The following is a 16,409-nucleotide window of genomic DNA, read 5'->3' on the forward strand; positions in this document are numbered from 1 at the left end:
AACTGACACGTTTCTTTTTTGGAATGACCAGTCTCTACATAAGCAATAACTCGTTTTCTAAAATCTATTCCGTAACTTTTCATAAGTATAGTATAACAAATACTATACAGAAACTAAAGGACTATAACTGACACGTTTCTTTTTTTGGAATGACCAGCCTCTACATAAGCAATAACTCGTTTTCTAAAGTCTATTCCGTAACTTTTCATAAGTATAGTATAACAAATACTAAAAAAAAACTAAAGGACTATATTTACAAATACTCGAAAAGAGGTTCAAAAGTCATTAGTACAAATACAAAAAATATCCCCAGTCACCTAGACTGAGGATTGTTTGGTTGGTATCATTTTCGATACATTTTAAATTGTAAGAAAAGGTCATTGTAAATGCCTAACCATTTGTGGCCCAAGTTGTCATAAACTTCCAATTTTTCGACGGTTTCAACACTTGGATAAAAAGCCTCATCACTCGTAATGTCTTCTGGTAGTAAGGCTTTCGCCTTATCATTAGGCGTAGCATAGCCAATATATTCAGCATTTTGGGCGGCATTTTCAGGTTCTAGCATAAAACTAATAAACTGATGTGCTTCATCAATATGCTTGGCTGTTTTCGGAATAACAAAGTTATCAAACCAAAGGTTACTTCCCTCACTTGGTACAACATAAACAAGATCATCATTAGAATCAAGCATCTCACTTGCTTCTCCGGAAAAAGTAATCCCAATAGCTGCATCTCCTTGAATCATATAGCCTTTCATCTCATCACCAACAATGGCTTTGATATTAGGTGTCAGATGTGTTAATTTCTCCTCAACTTCAAGTAGTTCTGGCATTTTTTGACTATTTAAACTATAACCAAAACTATTCAAACCAAGACCAATCACTTCACGAGCACCATCGACTAGCATGATGTCATTACGATATTCTTCACGCCATAGGTCTTCCCAATGTTCCGGTGCTTCTTCGACCATACGCGTATTATATACAATTCCCAAGGTCCCCCAGAAATAAGGTACTGAGTAATCATTTTTGGGATCAAAACTCTTATGTAAAAATTGTTTCCCTATATGGTCTAAACCTGTGATTTTTGATTTATCCAATGGAATAAGTAGATTTTCCTTAATCATCTTGTCAATCATATAGTCACTAGGAACAGTAAGATCATAGGTTGTGCCACCTTGTTTAACTTTGGTATACATGGCTTCGTTTGAATCAAATGTTTCGTACTGCACCTTAATACCGGTTTCCTCTGTAAATTTTTTCAATAAATCTGGATCGATATAATCACCCCAGTTATAAATAACTAATTTATCAGAAGCAACACCATCTTCTTTTTTCATGAAAAAAGCTGTCACAAATAACAGAACAATAATAGCTACAATACCACCTAAAAATGAGTATAATCTACGCATGTTTTTCCTCCTTTTCTTGTGAAATCCAATAATAGCCAATGACTAATAAGATACTAAAGAGGAAAACTATTGTGGATAGTGCATTGATTTCAAGTGAGATTCCACGTCTGGCACGAGAATAAATTTCAACAGATAGGGTTGAAAAACCATTACCTGTTAAGAAGAAGGTCACCGCAAAGTCATCAAGTGAATAAGTAAATGCCATGAAATAACCAGCAATGATACCTGGTGTCAGGTAGGGTAGCATGACTTCTTTCATCATTTGGAAACGAGTTGCTCCTAAATCATAAGCAGCATTAACCATATCATAGTTCATTTCTTTGAGACGTGGTAAGACCATCAATACAACAATAGGAATGGAAAAAGCAATATGACTTAACAGAACTGTTGACAGACCTAAACTGTATTTTAGTTGGGTAAATAAGATAAGGAAACTCGCACCAATCATAACGTCTGGCGCAACCATTAACACGTTATTAAGGGATAAAAAGGCATTTTGCCTGTTTTGACGTTGCTGGTGAATATAAATAGCACCGAATGTACCAATAATCGTTGCGATCAAAGCACTCAAAAAAGCAAGAAAGAAAGTCTCAACCAGAATCTGCATGAGACGAGTATCACCAAACATCTCACCATAATGGTCTAATGTAAACCCTGTAAACTGATTCATATCTCCACCATCATTGAATGAGAAGACAATCAAATAGAAGATTGGGATATAGAGAACAAGGAAAACAAAGGCTAAATAGATATGTCTGAACTGTTTCATCGTGTTCCCCTTTCCTTAGTTGCCCACATAGTCAATAACATCGCAAGGATAAGGATAACACCGATGGTAGAACCCATGCCCCAGTTTTCTGTCGTTAGGAAATGTTGCTCAATAGCTGTACCAAGTGTGATAACACGGTTACCACCAATCAAACGCGTCAACATAAAAAGACTCAAACTTGGGATGAAGACCGCTTGAACACCACTCCTTACACCATTCAAAGAGAGAGGAAAGATAACCTTAGCAAAGGTTTGAACTTCATTTGCACCTAAGTCTCGACTAGCATTGATAACATTTTTATCAATATCATCAAGAGCGTTGAAAATAGGTAAAATCATAAAGGGTAATTCAATATAGCTCGCTACAAAAATGAATGAAAAATCGGTAAATAAGATTTGCTGAGGACCTATACCAATAAAGCTAAGAAAAGCGTTGATGCCTCCTTGCTGACCAAAAATCCCCATAAAAGCATAAGCTTTCAAAAGAAGGTTTACCCAAGTTGGCAAAATGACTAACATCAACCATAACTGCTTGTGCTTTAGCTGAGTCAGGATAAAAGCCATTGGGTAACTAACCAATAAAGTTACCAAGGTGACAATACCAGCGTATAAAATGGAATTAAACCCCATTCGCAAGTAGGTTCCTGAACTAAAAAACGTCTGATAATTCGAAAGAGTGAATTGACCTTCAATATCAAAAAACGATTTCCAAAAAATAAGGGCAATAGGGGCAATAACAAATAGAACTAACCAGAGCAAGTAAGGGATGGAAAAAAGATTAAAGGATTTCTTCATGTCTTTCCTCCTCGATAGCATTGAGAAGACCATCTTCCACTTCTTCAACGTCAACGTATTCTTCAATACGAGCATCGAATTCTTCTTCCGTCTCATTCAGACGCATAATGTGGATATCCTCAGGCTCAAAGTTTAGACCAATCACCTCGCCCTCAATAGCCTTACGTGTCGAATGAATCATCCATTCATTGCCCAAATCATCGTAAGCAATAATTTCATAGTGAACACCCCTGAACAGTTGTGTGTCCACTTTAACTTGTAGTTTGCCTTGGTCAGGAAGGGTGATGCGCAAATCCTCAGGTCGAATAACAACCTCAACAGGCTCATTTGGACGCATACCACCATCAACTGCCTCAAAGCGTTTGCCGTTGAATTCTACCAAGTAATCCTCAATCATGGTAGCAGGTAGGATATTGGATTCTCCAATAAATGTCGCTACGAAGTGATTGATTGGCTCGTCATAGATATCAACAGGCGTTCCTGACTGCACAATCTCACCATCATTCATGACAAAAATCCAGTCACTCATGGCAAGAGCTTCTTCTTGGTCATGGGTAACAAATACAAAGGTAATGCCTAAGCTTTGTTGCAATTCACGCAACTCGTACTGCATCTCCGTTCTCAGTTTCAAATCAAGGGCTGATAGAGGCTCATCTAATAATACCACCCTTGGTTGATTGATGATGGCACGCGCAATTGCTACACGTTGGCGTTGACCACCAGATAATTTTTGAATAGGACGTTTCTCAAAACCTTCCAAACGAACCATTTTCAAGGCTTTATTGACACGTTGCTCAATCTCTGTCTTATCCACTTTTTTAAGTTTTAAGGGAAAGGCAACATTTTCAAATACAGTCATGTGAGGAAATAGGGCATAGTTTTGAAAAACGGTATGAACATCACGTTTATTGATTGGAAGGTCATTGATACGCTCACCATCCAAATAAATATCACCTATTGTGGCATCCAACAACCCAGCAATGATATTCAAAATCGTTGATTTTCCAGAACCTGATGCACCTAGTAGGGTGTAGAATTTCCCTTCCTCAAGTTCAAAGTTAATGTTTTTAAGAACAGTTGTACCACTGTCTTCAAAGGTTTTTGATACATTTTTAAATGCAATAATTGGCTTAGTCAATTGTCATAAATCCTCCGTTTATTTTCTGTTTTAATAGTCTCCGATGATTCGGACTTCTTTTTCTAAAGTAACACCTGAATGGGCTTTTACTTTATCAATCACATCAGCTATCAGCTGTTCATAATCTGATGCTGTTCCATCTGCAACATTTACCATAAATCCGGCATGCTTCGTAGAAACTTCAACACCTCCAATTCTATGTCCCTTTAGACCAGCTTCCATAATTAACTGACCCGCAAAATGCCCTGGGGGACGTTTGAACACTGATCCGCAAGATGGCAACTCTAAAGGCTGCTTCAACTCACGCAAGTGGGTCAAACGGTTCATTTCTTGAGCAATTAAGTCATGGTCACCTGGTTTTAAAGAAAATTTTGCTGAAATAATAACATCTCCCGTTTCTTGAACGGCAGAAAAGCGATAACCAAATCGCATATCACGAGCTTCTAAGGTCTTAATCTCACCTTGTTTCGTCATCACCTTAACGGAGGTCAAGACATGGGCGATTTCACCACCGTAAGCTCCTGCATTCATATAGACGGCACCGCCAACACTTCCTGGAATACCACAGGCAAACTCGAAACCAGCTAAACTATGGTACTTAGCCACACGTGTTGTCTCAATAAGATTAGCTCCTGCTTCGGCTTCAATCACATAGCCATTAACAGTTACTGTATTTAACTTATCAAACATAATGACAAAACCTCGAATGCCACCGTCACGAACAATAATGTTACTAGCATTACCAAGTACCATCCAAGGAATATCATGTTCATTAGCAAAATCAACAATATGAACAAGCTCTTGCCTATTACGAGGGAAAGCTAGATAATCTGCCTTCCCCCCTACTTTTGTGTATGTATAAGCCTTTAAAGGCTCATCAAATCGAATATCAACAGCACCCAGTGCCTCGGTTATAATTTGTCTCATGATATAACTTCCATACTTACTAATCTCTTAAATGACCACAATTGACCATTCTAATTTTCATTATACCAAATTTATACACTTATAGCGATACAAACTTTTACTTTTTCAAAAGAGCTTCAGACGAAACATGAAAAGCGATATCTTTTGTATCTAGTGATGACAAGCAATGTGAAACTGATTGTTGAACCCCAGGAATATTCAAATGCGATGCAATCTCTGCCAATGGCACAAGAACAAAAGCTCTCTGAGTCATATAGGGATGGGGAACTTTTAGATTGTCAGTGTCAATCACGTCTTGTCCAAAGAGTAAGATATCAATATCAATGGTACGTGGTCCCCAGTGCTCATGTCTGACCCTATCCAACTGTCTTTCAATCTCTTGACACGCTAACAGTAAATCCTGAGATGCCAAGTTTGTCTCCATATGACAAGCAATATTAAGAAAATCAGCTTGGTCGGTCAAGCCCCAAGCTGCAGTTTCATAAACAGATGATACAGAAATAAGTTTTGATTTAGGTAGTTTACTAAGGGCAGAAACGGCTTTTTTCAAATAGTCCATACGATTGCCCATATTTGTTCCTAGACTTAAGTAAACACTTGTCATGGTCGTTTCCTCTCTAATTCAATCCCAACGGAGTGATAATGCCCATTGATTGGTGGGTTTTCTTTGGTGACGCGAAGGGTAATGGCCTGGACAGGTGGAAAACCGTCAAAAATATCCTCAATAATCGCACCTGCCAGACGCTCAATCATTGCATATTGCTTAGTTTCCACCTGTTTTTGGATGGTTTCAAAAACTAAACCATAGTGAACAGTGTCCTCAAGTCTATCATTGAGTGATACCTTGGTTAAATCAACAGAAAGGGTACAATCAACCACAAAAATCTGCCCTAAAGTCTGTTCTTCTTTAAATGCACCGTGGTAGCCATAAAAACGGCAACCGTTTAAGATAATCTTATCCATCATTCCCTCACTACAATTGGCTCATCACCTTGACAATATCACGGTTAGCAGCAACATTATGAACCCTTACCATGTGGCAACCTTTTTGAATAGCATAAGCTGATAAAGCAGCTGTACCCTGATCACGCTCTAGTGGTTTGGTATCTCCGCCTAGAAGGTAATCAACCGTGCGCTTTCTGGAAATACCAAATAAAACCGGATAGCCCAAAGCAACAATGTCATCAAGTCCTTTTAGCAGAGTCATATTCTGCTCAGCAGTTTTGGCAAAGCCAAATCCTGGATCAATCCAAATCAGTTCCTTAGCTAAGCCTGCTTCTAATGCTTTATTTGCACGCTCTTTCAAAAAATCTCTAACCTCAACGACCACATCACTATAACATTCTTCTTTTTGATTGTGCATGAGTATTATCGGCACTTGATATTCCGCCGCCAAGGCAAGCATCTGACCATCATACAGGCCCGCCCAGACATCGTTTAAGATATCTGCACCAGCTTCTAAGGCTGCTCTGGCGGTCTCTGTCTTGTAGGTATCTATGCTAATCAAGCAATTAAACCGTTCTTTAATCGCTTTGATGATAGAGACCACGCGTTTGATTTCCTCTTCTACTGTTACAAAACTGGCTCCTGGACGAGTAGATTCACCGCCCACATCAATCACATGGGCACCATCTGCCAATAATTGCTCAGCCTGTTTCAAAGCTTCAGCAATAGAGTCAAAATGCCCACCGTCCGAAAAGGAATCTGGTGTCACATTTAGAATCCCCATGATTGCTCCCTTATCTGGAAGCGCGAATTGACCGATTTTCATAACTGATTTCTCCTTGAAAATAGTTGGCGTTCTAGTGATGAATCATAGATAAAATTTCACGACGAAGGGTTGCATCTTCTTGATAAAGCCCCCTAGCGACTGTCGTCACTGTCTTAGCTCCTGGTTTTTTTATGCCACGCATGGTCATGCACATATGCTCAGCCTCAACCATGACAAAAACACCTTTCGGAGACAAGGCCTCATCCAGTGCATCTGCGACTTGAGCAGTCAAGCGTTCTTGCAACTGTGGACGACGTGCCGCCACTTCAACAGCACGCGCCAATTTACTTAATCCAGTCACCTGTCCTTTACTTGGTAAATAAGCAACATGTGCTTTGCCATAAAAAGGAACAAGATGATGCTCACACATGGAATAAAATGGAATATCTTTAACCAAAACAACTTCCTCATGCCCCTCTGAGAAAACAGCTGTAAACTCATTTTTGGGATTGCTATGAAGACCTGAAAACATTTCTTGATACATCTTAGCAACACGTTTTGGTGTCTCTAACAAACCCTCTCTATCGGGATTTTCTCCAACCGCTTCCAGTAAGTTATAGACGGCTTGCTCAATTTTTTCTTGATCTGTCATATCTAGCCTTTCTCTGTTTCAAAACATTTTCATTCATTATACCTTAATTGGATGGCATTTTCAAAATATGCTTACGGACTTGTGAGATAAAATATAAGGAACCTGTAACAACATATAAATCATTTGATGTCTCATCGTAAACTGTATTTAGCCACTCTTCAAAACTAGACACACGTTGATAGCTTTCAGGATAATGATTCAATTTTATACTATTTGGATAAGGGAAGGTTGTTACCATAAGACTGGTAAACGATTCTAATTGTATAAGCATTTCGTCAACAGGCTTAGTATCAATCGCAGCAAATAACATATGAATTGCTCTTCCTGCATACTGCTCTTTTAATAAAGCTGTCAAAACAGCGATGCTCTCATTATTATGAGCACCATCAATCATTAAATTATCCCTTAAATATTCTGTTCGACCTAGCCAACGACTGACCGATAATGCTTCTGCAATGCCTGTCGCATTGAGTTTAGGGTAAGTCCCTTTTAGCAGTAAGCTCGTCATGATAGCTAAACTAGCATTAGCTAATTGATGCTCACCAGGCATTGCCAAGCTCAAATCAGTGAACCCCTTCTCATCAGATGGCGTAATTGCCCTTTGAGCTATCTTAGAAAAATTCGTCAAACCACTCGGCAACATCTCAAAAGAAAACCTATCTCCTTTTTTACGATAGGTAAACTCACGTCCTAACACAAATGTTGGACTATTTAATTGAGTAGCTCGTTTTTCAAAAACTTCCTGAACATCTTCTCTATCGGTGGCATAAATAAATGGTACCTGTTCTTTTAATGCCCCCACTTTTTGCTCGGCAATAGCAACATGGGTATCTCCTAAAATAACCTGATGATCTAAACCTATCGATGGGCAAACCAATGCCAAAGGCTTAAACACATTAGTTGAGTCATGAAGCCCTCCTAGACCAGCTTCAATAATGGCGATGTCCACAGGATGCATTCGACCAAAATAATAGAACATCAGGACAGTAATCACCTCAAACTCAGTCGCTGGCTCCAAGTCAGTTTCAAGCGGCAAACGCTCAACAACAGGCGCTACTTCATTAACCAATCGCACAAACTCTTTTTGGCTAATCATTTGACCATCAAGACTGATACGCTCTTTAAAATCAACTATATAAGGCGAGGTAAAGGTACCAACATGATAACCAGCTCCAGTAAAAATATGCTGAAGATAATTAACAGTTGACCCTTTTCCATTAGTTCCGACCACATGAATAGCCTGTAGTTCTTCTTGAGGATTGCCTAGTTCCTGAAGCATCCATCTCATACGGTCTAGGCCTGGTTTAATGCCAAATGATAATTTACTGTGAATCCATGTTAGAGCTTCTTCGTAGTTTAATTCCGTTGTCATCTTTTTCCTCACTTTACCTTGTCAAAGGCATTTGTTTTTAACGATAGGTGGTATAACCCTCTGACACTGTTACAACCATATATGGCTTCTGCCCTCACCAAATCATCTAACGTCAGCTTGGCCTCTCTAACTTGACCTGTCTCCAATAAATGCTGACGATAAATACCTGGCAAAATACCTAACGATTTTTCTGGAGTCAACCATTCGCCATTGATTACCAAAATCAAGTTGCCAATGCTTGTCTCTAACAATTCATTTGAAGCATTATAGTAAATCACCTCATGTTCTCCAATAGTAAGGTGGGGACGATGAGTCGTCTTGAAATAAGTAAAAGGAGATTGCTTTGTATCATGAATCTGTAGTTTTAAATCAGCGTGTAAAAAGTGCTCTGGTAATTCGGACAAGACCTGACAATCCAAAGTCACCTCCCCTGATTTTGCAATTTTAATTTGCAACCTGTAATCTTGCAAAGGAGTTAAGTCACCCAATATCTCTTGTAAGCCTTGTTCAATCACTGATCGATCAAATGGATAGGCAAAATAATAACAACTTTCTTCCAACCGTTTTAAATGTTCAGATAAGTATAAAATCTCTCCATTGGTTACTTTAGCAGTTGTTAACACATCAAAAACTGTTTTACGACGATATAAAACAGCTGCTTTTTGAGCTACTTCTTCAAACTCGGACTGCCAACGACTATCCCAAGTTATACCTCCACCAACACCATATACAGCTTTATCACCAAAAAGCTGAATCGTTCTTATAGCAACATTAAAAATAGTTCTGTCATCTGGTAAACAAATACCAACCGTTCCACAATAGACACCTCGAGGCTTAGGTTCCAAACGATTAATAATCGACATGGTTGATAATTTTGGAGCACCAGTAATGGAACCGCATGGATAGAGGGCTTCAAACAAGTTAACTAGAGAAATATTTTCAACTAACTGCCCCTCAATAGTGGAAGTCATTTGCCAAACCGTTGAATACTGCTCCACTTCACAGAGTTTAGCCACTTTGACAGTACCTGTTTGACAGATTTTGCCCATATCATTCCTTAGTAAATCAACGATCATCATATTTTCAGATCGGTTCTTAGCATCATTGGCCAACCACTTTTTTTCATAAGCATCTTGCCAGGTATTTGGGCCTCTTTTAGTCGTCCCTTTCATGGGTCTTGTTGTTAGCAGCTGTCCTTCTTTTTTAAAAAATAATTCCGGACTAGCAGATATAATTGCTACATCATCGTGACAAATATAAGCGTTAAAACTTGCCCCTTGTTCCACAACCATTCTATTATAGAGAGCTAAGCTATCCGTTGGATTTAAGGTAGCAGTCAGCTGAACAGTATAGTTAACCTGATATGTATTACCTTGACGAATATCGTCATGTATAGATTGAATGGCTTTTTCATACTGCTCTTGAGTTGTTAAGGTTTGCCAGGTTGTTGGCATAGCTATTTGCTGATAATCTATCGGTATTGGTAAACGCTCACAATCCTCATGGACGGTAAAATAAGCTAATGCCTCACTACCTAAGCGTTGCTGATGAACAGTCATGTGAGTGTCAAAAGCGGCAGATGCCTCATAGGATACATAGCCAACAACATAAAAGCCTTGCTTTTGGTAGTGCTCGACAGTTTCTAGGACAGAAATCACCTCTTCAATCCTATCTGCCCTTAAAACCTGCTTAGCTTGAGTAAAACGATAGCGTTCCCCAAGTTCCTTAAAATCAATAATCGTTTCCTTATGCATATCAAAATTATAGCATAAATAGAAAGAGATTGTTGAAAAAGAACCATATGACCAAATAAAAGAAAATCCTTCAATAAGGTTACAACAAACTCAAAAAAGACATTAACAACCTTCATCAAAAAACCTTGTCACGATCAACAACAGTTGGTGAGACAAGGTTTTTTCTTTACTTAATCACTTCTTGTGTTTTTGCATAGTTAGCTTCTACAGCTTCTTTTTCAGCCTGCCACCAGTCACGATTTTGGGTGTACCACTGAATCGTGTCTTCTAAACCTTGACTAAAGTCTGTAAAGGCAGGTGTCCATCCTAATTCATCACGGAGTTTGCTCGCATCAATGGCATAACGTAAATCATGCCCGGCACGATCTGTCACGTGATCATAAGCATCTTTAGGTTGACCCATTTTCTCTAAAATCAACTCCAAGACTTCCTTGTTGTTCTTCTCGCCATCTGCACCAATCAGATAGGTTTCGCCAATACGACCTTTGGTCAAAATCGCCCAAACACCAGTTGAGTGGTCATTGGTGTGAATCCAGTCACGAACATTTTTACCTTCACCATATAGTTTAGGTTTGATACCTGATAGGATGTTGGTGATTTGACGTGGAATGAACTTTTCAATGTGCTGATAAGGCCCATAGTTATTTGAACAGTTGGAAATGGTTGCCTTAACACCAAAGGAACGTACCCAAGCCTTGACAATCAAATCTGACGCCGCCTTTGTTGATGAATAAGGCGATGAAGGATTGTAGTTGGTATCGGCTGTGAATTTTTCACCAGGTCCTTCACCATGGCCAGGTAAATCTTCGCGTAGTGGCAAATCCCCATAAACTTCATCTGTTGACACATGGTGGAAACGAATACCATACTTACGAGCCGCCTCTAGTAGAGTGTAAGTTCCAATAAAATTCGTATGAATAAAGGGACTTGGATCATTGAGCGAATTGTCATTATGGCTTTCCGCAGCATAGTGAACAATCGCATCAGCTTTTGCCGCTAAGTCATTAACCAAATCAGCATCGGCAATATCACCGACAACTAGTTCCACACGCTCTCCTAAAATACTGTCAATATTAGCTCTATTACCAGCATACGTCAATTTGTCCAAAACAGTGATATGGACATCTGGATGATTGTTGTAAACATAGTGTACAAAGTTTGAGCCAATAAATCCTGCTCCACCTGTAACGATAATGTGTTTAAATTCAGACATGATTACTCCATTTTTTCAGTTAGTCTATTTTCTAAATAAGCTATTTTTGCAAAATCTTTGTGGTTATTCTTATCAGCTCGATAGGAATCTTTTGACGACGCTTGATAAATCTTTAAGTACTGCTCAAGTTTAGGGAGATAATAAGAAACGCCATCTGTTTGGATTTCTTCCAAATCCTCTAAAGCAACTCCAGCAAATGACGGTAGCGAGTGTAATCCTCCAAATTCAACCAAGAGATGCCCTTTTTGAAAGGCATGCTCATGGCGGTCAATCAGGATAAATCCTAAGCCTTCCATCATAGCTATGAGTTCATCTGCACGGTAAATACGTTCGTCATCTGGTGCTTCCCAACCTCTTGGGTCACTCGGCACATGAATATCAATATCCTTGGCTTTCCAGTCTATTCCTGTACGCCTTTCTAAGCCAAGAGACCCCATCAGCAAAGGTGTGATACCTAACTGATTTAAGTGCTTGGCTATCTGTAAAAAGTGCTCAAACATTATAGGTCTTCCTTTTTCAACGGTGTTACATCTTTTAAGAATGGATGATGTTTGTCCGCCTCAGAAACTTCAGCTTCTTCAAGATTATGCCATGTGATGTCAAGACTAGGATCAGCATAATTGACAAAGGCATATTTGGGTTTGAGTTCTAAAGCCCAATAATCATTGACCAAGTAACTATAGGAAACCTTTTCAGATAAGACCTGAAAACCATTTGCCACGCCTCTTGGCACAAAGATGCCCTTACTAGCATCAATAATAGTCTGGTAAGTATGCCCAAAGGTGTCACCTTCACGCAAATCCACCCAAGTCCCTAATACCTTACCGTCATCTGCCACCGAGATATACTTGTCCCAAGGTTCAGCATGTAGCCCACGAAGAACATTTTGGCGTGAAAAACTCACGTTATTTTGCAGCTTACCTTCAGCAAAGAAACGTTCTGGAAAGCCAAGCGGTAGCATTTTTTCTTTTTGGAAATTTTCCTTAAACCAACCACGATTATCGCCACGAACAGGAATATCAAATTCCAAAAGCCCTGGAATTGTTTCGATTTCACGGCAAGCTAGCTCTTTATCAAAAAATTGTTCTGTCATTACGCTTCTCCAATCAAACGGAGCAAGTACTGTCCGTATTCATTTTTCTTAAGAGGTTGTGCCAATTCATACACCTGCTCTTTGGTAATATAGCCCATACGATAAGCGATTTCTTCTAGGTTAGCCACCTGCACATTCTGCAGACGCTGTACTGTCTCAATATACTGTGCCGCCTCAAGCAAACTTTCATGTGTTCCCGTATCTAACCACGCAAAGCCACGTCCCATGAGTTCCACAGATAAATCACCACGCTCCAAATACGCCTTGTTAACATCTGTGATTTCCAATTCCCCACGCGGTGAAGGCTTGATGTTTTTAGCAATCTCTACAACATCATTATCATAGAAATACAAACCTGTTACAGCAAAGTTCGATTTGGGATGTTCTGGTTTTTCCTCGATAGAAATGGCATTCATATTGTCATCAAAGGCCACAACACCGAAACGTTCTGGATCTTTGACATGGTAACCAAATACTGTAGCACCACTTGGCTTAGCCGCTGCTCGTTGCAACATCTTGGTCAAACCATTACCATGATAAATGTTATCTCCTAAAATCAAGGCAACTGAATCATCACCGATAAAGCTTTCACCAATAATAAAGGCTTGTGCCAAGCCGTCTGGACTTGGTTGCTCCGCATAAGACAAGTTAATCCCCAACTCTTGACCATCACCTAATAATTCTTTGAATCGTGGTAAATCTTGAGGTGTTGAGATGATTAAAATATCCTTAATTCCTGCCAACATTAAGGTTGACAAGGGATAATAAATCATGGGCTTATCATAGATAGGCATGAGTTGTTTGGATGCCGCTCTTGTGACAGGATATAATCGAGTACCTGAACCTCCTGCTAAAATAATTCCTTTCATGACATTTCCTTTCTTAACCATTCAATTCAACTTATTCTACCATTTTTAGACAGATTTGTCTGTCTCTGCCCTCACAATGTGACGATTGATATCAAATTCCTCTGGAGACAATTCTGGTTGACGTCCCATGATTAAATCTACCATTTGATAAGCTGTGATTGGTCCAATGGTTAATCCTGACGACCCTAAGCCGCTGGCCGCATAGACATTAGGCATATCTGGCACTTGGCCAAAGAAAGGTGAAAAATCTCTCGTATAAGCTCTAATACCAACACGCGAGGAGCGCATTTCTGCCTTGGATAAATCAGGAAAATACGGTAACGCTCTCACTTCTTGACGATTGAGAACAGCTTCATCAACGGTCAAATCAAAGCCCTTGTCATTTTCATGACTAGCTCCGACAGACAAACGCCCTTCTGAAAAAGGAATAATGTCAATCTCACCATGAGGCATGATAACAGGATAAGCTCCCGTCTCTACTGAGGGGATAAGATAATCATTGATTTGTCCTTTTTGAGGACGTACCCAAACATTAAGCCCATGTTCTTCGAGGACTTTAGGTAACCATGCACCTACAGCTAAAATCACTCCATCAAATACTTGTTGTTCTATCTCGTATTGCCCATTCGGTAATGGGGTAATGGAAACAGCTTGACCTCGTTTAACTGTCACACCACTAGCCTTTAACAATGTCTCTGTCAAACGACTCCCCTCAACACGCGCCGCACCAGAGGCATAAAGCACTTTTTCAAACCCTTGCAAATTCGGGAAGCGAGCAACAGTTTCCTCATAGTCAAGTAATTCAAGCTCACCCATTAGAGGAGATTCTGTCTGCCTCTCTTTAGCAATGGCATAAAGGTCATCTAACCAGTCTAATCGTGACTTAATCAGGATGACACCTGATCGATCATAAAAATCAACAGCATGACCATCAGCTTCCAAATCTGCGATTAATTTTTGGTAAAAATCTGCCCCCATACGCGCCATCTTGTACCAAGCCTTATTGCGACGACGTGAAAACCAAGGACAGATAATTCCTGCTGCTGCTTTAGTCGCTTGACCTTCACCATGGTCAAAAACAGTCACATCAACATCATTTTCCTTGGAGAGATAATAGGCAGCTGTCGAACCGACAATACCTGCTCCGATAATGGCTATTTTTGTCATAAACTAACTTCCTCAATCTAATTATAAATGATAGAAGGGATTGGTGCTTGCCTCGCTAGGAAGTACCGTCAAATCCCAACCTTCTTCACCTTTCCATTGCTCTGCTTTTTCAACTAAACGTTTAACAAACAAAACCTCAATATGATGACCCGGATCAATCGCAACAAGACCATTGGTCAACATATCCTGAGCTGTATGGTAATAAATATCTCCTGTAATATAGACATCTGCTCCCTTTGCCAGAGCCTCTTTGTAAAAACTATCACCACTGCCACCACAGATAGCAACACGTTCGATGATTGGATTATTCTGGTCATACGCAACTAGTCGAATGCTGTCCAAGTCAAAAACAGCTTTAACTTTAGCAGCCAAGTCCTGTAAAGGCATTGGTGTGATGCGACCAATACGTCCAATCCCAAAATCATCCTTGGTTATTTTTAGCGGCTCTCGGTCTTGAATGTCCAATAAGTCACAGAACCAATCGTTTAAACCATCTGGCACAACATCAATATTAGTATGGCTCACATAAACAGCAATATCATGACGGATGAGGTCAAGGTACATATCGTTTTGAGGGCTAGAAGCCAAATCTTTCAAGGGTTTAAAAATGGGAGCATGCTTGACAATCACCAAATCAACCTTCTTCGCAATAGCTTCTGCTACCGTTGTTTCACGAATATCAAGAGCAAACATAACCGTCTTAATGTCCTTATCCAGACTGCCAATTTGTAAACCAACAACATCTCCTTCTAAGGACAAGTCTTTAGGACAATAGGATTCGTAACGTTCAATAAAATGACTAGCTTTCATGAAGAACCTCCTTAATCTGTTTTATTTTAACTTCTACTACTTGGCGTTGGTCAACATGCTCTTGTGGGATTTGGTCTAATGCCCATGTCAACTTAGATAGTTCTCTCTGCCATTTCACCATAAAAATAGGAGTTGATTGCTCAACTAAGTAGGGACCAAAACGCAACTCTTTCTCAGACAGAGACATGTGACCATGCTCAACAACGAAGATTTCATAAATCTTGTCATTCTCTTGAAGGATCGTTTCTGTAACAAGTCTAAAACCATTGTCTTGCAACCATCGTCTTAAATCATCTTCGCGATTATTGGGTTGTAGAATCAGACGACTAACCTTATCAAGTTTTGACTTTCCATCATCCAAAATATCTGCAATCAAACGACCACCCATACCACAGATGGTAATGGTATCAATGGCATCAGTCTCATCAAAAGCTGCCAAGCCATTCGCCAATCGGACGGCAATCCGTCCTTCTAAGCCATGTCTGGTGACATTCTCCAAAGCAGACTGGTACGGCCCTTCAACAACCTCACCAGCAATAGCGGACCTCACCAAGTCTCGTTCACAAAGGTAAATCGGCAAATAAGCATGGTCACTGCCAACATCAAGCAAACGACTACCTTTAGGAACAAAGCGGCTTACCTGCATCAAACGTTCTGATAATGTTATACTATCCATTCTCTCTCCTAGATTATAATACACCTCAACAATCAAAACTCCTCAAACCATAA

General features: G+C 39.7%; 18 protein-coding genes. All 18 read right to left on the minus strand.

The features are described 5' to 3' along the window. Nucleotides 1-343 precede the first annotated feature (343 nt). Nucleotides 344-1,411, minus strand: a complete 1,068-nt coding sequence (locus tag ACVRZH_RS06195; protein ID WP_447454434.1) for an ABC transporter substrate-binding protein — start codon at nucleotides 1,409-1,411, stop codon at nucleotides 344-346. After that, nucleotides 1,404-2,180, minus strand: a complete 777-nt coding sequence (locus ACVRZH_RS06200; protein ID WP_447454435.1) for an ABC transporter permease — start codon at nucleotides 2,178-2,180, stop codon at nucleotides 1,404-1,406. The genes ACVRZH_RS06195 and ACVRZH_RS06200 overlap by 8 nt, the downstream gene beginning before the upstream one ends. Continuing rightward, nucleotides 2,177-2,974 carry an ABC transporter permease gene (locus tag ACVRZH_RS06205; RefSeq protein WP_447454436.1) on the minus strand — a complete coding sequence of 266 codons (798 nt, stop codon included), beginning with the start codon at nucleotides 2,972-2,974 and terminating at the stop codon, nucleotides 2,177-2,179. The genes ACVRZH_RS06200 and ACVRZH_RS06205 overlap by 4 nt, the downstream gene beginning before the upstream one ends. Next, on the minus strand, nucleotides 2,958-4,112 hold the full coding sequence (locus tag ACVRZH_RS06210) for an ABC transporter ATP-binding protein (protein WP_447454437.1): 1,155 nt from the start codon (nucleotides 4,110-4,112) through the stop codon (nucleotides 2,958-2,960). The genes ACVRZH_RS06205 and ACVRZH_RS06210 overlap by 17 nt, the downstream gene beginning before the upstream one ends. Before the next feature lie 30 nt (nucleotides 4,113-4,142). Further along, nucleotides 4,143-5,039 (minus strand): UDP-N-acetylmuramate dehydrogenase, encoded by an 897-nt coding sequence (gene murB / locus ACVRZH_RS06215; RefSeq protein WP_447454438.1) that lies wholly within the window; start codon nucleotides 5,037-5,039, stop codon nucleotides 4,143-4,145. Nucleotides 5,040-5,136: 97 nt separating this feature from the next. Beyond that, complete coding sequence (folK, locus tag ACVRZH_RS06220; protein ID WP_447454439.1) at nucleotides 5,137-5,643, minus strand: 2-amino-4-hydroxy-6-hydroxymethyldihydropteridine diphosphokinase; 507 nt, start codon at nucleotides 5,641-5,643, stop codon at nucleotides 5,137-5,139. Then, nucleotides 5,640-6,002, minus strand: coding sequence for a dihydroneopterin aldolase (gene folB, locus ACVRZH_RS06225; protein ID WP_447454440.1), 363 nt, complete (start codon nucleotides 6,000-6,002; stop codon nucleotides 5,640-5,642). The genes folK and folB overlap by 4 nt, the downstream gene beginning before the upstream one ends. Before the next feature lie 10 nt (nucleotides 6,003-6,012). Next, nucleotides 6,013-6,810 (minus strand): dihydropteroate synthase, encoded by a 798-nt coding sequence (gene folP, locus ACVRZH_RS06230; protein ID WP_447454441.1) that lies wholly within the window; start codon nucleotides 6,808-6,810, stop codon nucleotides 6,013-6,015. A gap of 31 nt (nucleotides 6,811-6,841) precedes the next feature. Beyond that, on the minus strand, nucleotides 6,842-7,402 hold the full coding sequence (gene folE, locus ACVRZH_RS06235) for a GTP cyclohydrolase I FolE (protein ID WP_447454442.1): 561 nt from the start codon (nucleotides 7,400-7,402) through the stop codon (nucleotides 6,842-6,844). Between the two features lie 43 nt (nucleotides 7,403-7,445). Then, on the minus strand, nucleotides 7,446-8,774 hold the full coding sequence (locus ACVRZH_RS06240; protein WP_447454443.1) for a bifunctional folylpolyglutamate synthase/dihydrofolate synthase: 1,329 nt from the start codon (nucleotides 8,772-8,774) through the stop codon (nucleotides 7,446-7,448). Nucleotides 8,775-8,782: 8 nt separating this feature from the next. Then, nucleotides 8,783-10,528 (minus strand): aminodeoxychorismate synthase component I, encoded by a 1,746-nt coding sequence (pabB, locus tag ACVRZH_RS06245; protein WP_447454444.1) that lies wholly within the window; start codon nucleotides 10,526-10,528, stop codon nucleotides 8,783-8,785. Nucleotides 10,529-10,694: 166 nt separating this feature from the next. Then, nucleotides 10,695-11,741 (minus strand): dTDP-glucose 4,6-dehydratase, encoded by a 1,047-nt coding sequence (rfbB, locus tag ACVRZH_RS06250; RefSeq protein WP_447454445.1) that lies wholly within the window; start codon nucleotides 11,739-11,741, stop codon nucleotides 10,695-10,697. 2 nt (nucleotides 11,742-11,743) lie between these two features. After that, nucleotides 11,744-12,241 (minus strand): phosphoribosylanthranilate isomerase, encoded by a 498-nt coding sequence (locus tag ACVRZH_RS06255; RefSeq protein WP_447454446.1) that lies wholly within the window; start codon nucleotides 12,239-12,241, stop codon nucleotides 11,744-11,746. Beyond that, nucleotides 12,241-12,834: a dTDP-4-dehydrorhamnose 3,5-epimerase family protein gene (locus tag ACVRZH_RS06260; RefSeq protein ID WP_447454447.1), complete on the minus strand. Its 594-nt coding sequence runs from the start codon at nucleotides 12,832-12,834 to the stop codon at nucleotides 12,241-12,243. The genes ACVRZH_RS06255 and ACVRZH_RS06260 overlap by 1 nt, the downstream gene beginning before the upstream one ends. Then, complete coding sequence (gene rfbA / locus ACVRZH_RS06265; protein ID WP_447454448.1) at nucleotides 12,834-13,703, minus strand: glucose-1-phosphate thymidylyltransferase RfbA; 870 nt, start codon at nucleotides 13,701-13,703, stop codon at nucleotides 12,834-12,836. Before rfbA ends, ACVRZH_RS06260 begins: the two co-directional genes overlap by 1 nt. 45 nt (nucleotides 13,704-13,748) lie before the next feature. Beyond that, a complete protein-coding gene (locus ACVRZH_RS06270; protein WP_447454449.1) occupies nucleotides 13,749-14,870 on the minus strand; it encodes an NAD(P)/FAD-dependent oxidoreductase in 1,122 nt (373 codons plus the stop codon). 21 nt (nucleotides 14,871-14,891) lie between these two features. Beyond that, complete coding sequence (locus ACVRZH_RS06275) at nucleotides 14,892-15,680, minus strand: Nif3-like dinuclear metal center hexameric protein (protein ID WP_447454450.1); 789 nt, start codon at nucleotides 15,678-15,680, stop codon at nucleotides 14,892-14,894. Beyond that, on the minus strand, nucleotides 15,670-16,356 hold the full coding sequence (locus ACVRZH_RS06280) for a tRNA (adenine(22)-N(1))-methyltransferase (protein ID WP_447454451.1): 687 nt from the start codon (nucleotides 16,354-16,356) through the stop codon (nucleotides 15,670-15,672). The genes ACVRZH_RS06275 and ACVRZH_RS06280 overlap by 11 nt, the downstream gene beginning before the upstream one ends. Nucleotides 16,357-16,409: the final 53 nt, after the last annotated feature.

It is taken from the genome of Streptococcus fryi (assembly GCF_053206505.1).

Excerpts from the sequence above, each read along its gene's own strand:
- ACVRZH_RS06275 (WP_447454450.1), bottom strand. The coding sequence starts at position 15,680 with ATGAAAGCTAGTCATTTTATTGAACGTTACGAATCCTATTGTCCTAAA.
- folK (WP_447454439.1), bottom strand. The coding sequence starts at position 5,643 with ATGACAAGTGTTTACTTAAGTCTAGGAACAAATATGGGCAATCGTATG.
- ACVRZH_RS06205 (WP_447454436.1), bottom strand. The coding sequence starts at position 2,974 with ATGAAGAAATCCTTTAATCTTTTTTCCATCCCTTACTTGCTCTGGTTA.
- rfbA (WP_447454448.1), bottom strand. The coding sequence starts at position 13,703 with ATGAAAGGAATTATTTTAGCAGGAGGTTCAGGTACTCGATTATATCCT.
- folB (WP_447454440.1), bottom strand. The coding sequence starts at position 6,002 with ATGGATAAGATTATCTTAAACGGTTGCCGTTTTTATGGCTACCACGGT.
- ACVRZH_RS06195 (WP_447454434.1), bottom strand. The coding sequence starts at position 1,411 with ATGCGTAGATTATACTCATTTTTAGGTGGTATTGTAGCTATTATTGTT.
- folE (WP_447454442.1), bottom strand. The coding sequence starts at position 7,402 with ATGACAGATCAAGAAAAAATTGAGCAAGCCGTCTATAACTTACTGGAA.
- ACVRZH_RS06200 (WP_447454435.1), bottom strand. The coding sequence starts at position 2,180 with ATGAAACAGTTCAGACATATCTATTTAGCCTTTGTTTTCCTTGTTCTC.
- ACVRZH_RS06260 (WP_447454447.1), bottom strand. The coding sequence starts at position 12,834 with ATGACAGAACAATTTTTTGATAAAGAGCTAGCTTGCCGTGAAATCGAA.
- ACVRZH_RS06270 (WP_447454449.1), bottom strand. The coding sequence starts at position 14,870 with ATGACAAAAATAGCCATTATCGGAGCAGGTATTGTCGGTTCGACAGCT.
- murB (WP_447454438.1), bottom strand. The coding sequence starts at position 5,039 with ATGAGACAAATTATAACCGAGGCACTGGGTGCTGTTGATATTCGATTT.
- ACVRZH_RS06240 (WP_447454443.1), bottom strand. The coding sequence starts at position 8,774 with ATGACAACGGAATTAAACTACGAAGAAGCTCTAACATGGATTCACAGT.
- rfbB (WP_447454445.1), bottom strand. The coding sequence starts at position 11,741 with ATGTCTGAATTTAAACACATTATCGTTACAGGTGGAGCAGGATTTATT.
- ACVRZH_RS06280 (WP_447454451.1), bottom strand. The coding sequence starts at position 16,356 with ATGGATAGTATAACATTATCAGAACGTTTGATGCAGGTAAGCCGCTTT.
- folP (WP_447454441.1), bottom strand. The coding sequence starts at position 6,810 with ATGAAAATCGGTCAATTCGCGCTTCCAGATAAGGGAGCAATCATGGGG.
- pabB (WP_447454444.1), bottom strand. The coding sequence starts at position 10,528 with ATGCATAAGGAAACGATTATTGATTTTAAGGAACTTGGGGAACGCTAT.
- ACVRZH_RS06255 (WP_447454446.1), bottom strand. The coding sequence starts at position 12,241 with ATGTTTGAGCACTTTTTACAGATAGCCAAGCACTTAAATCAGTTAGGT.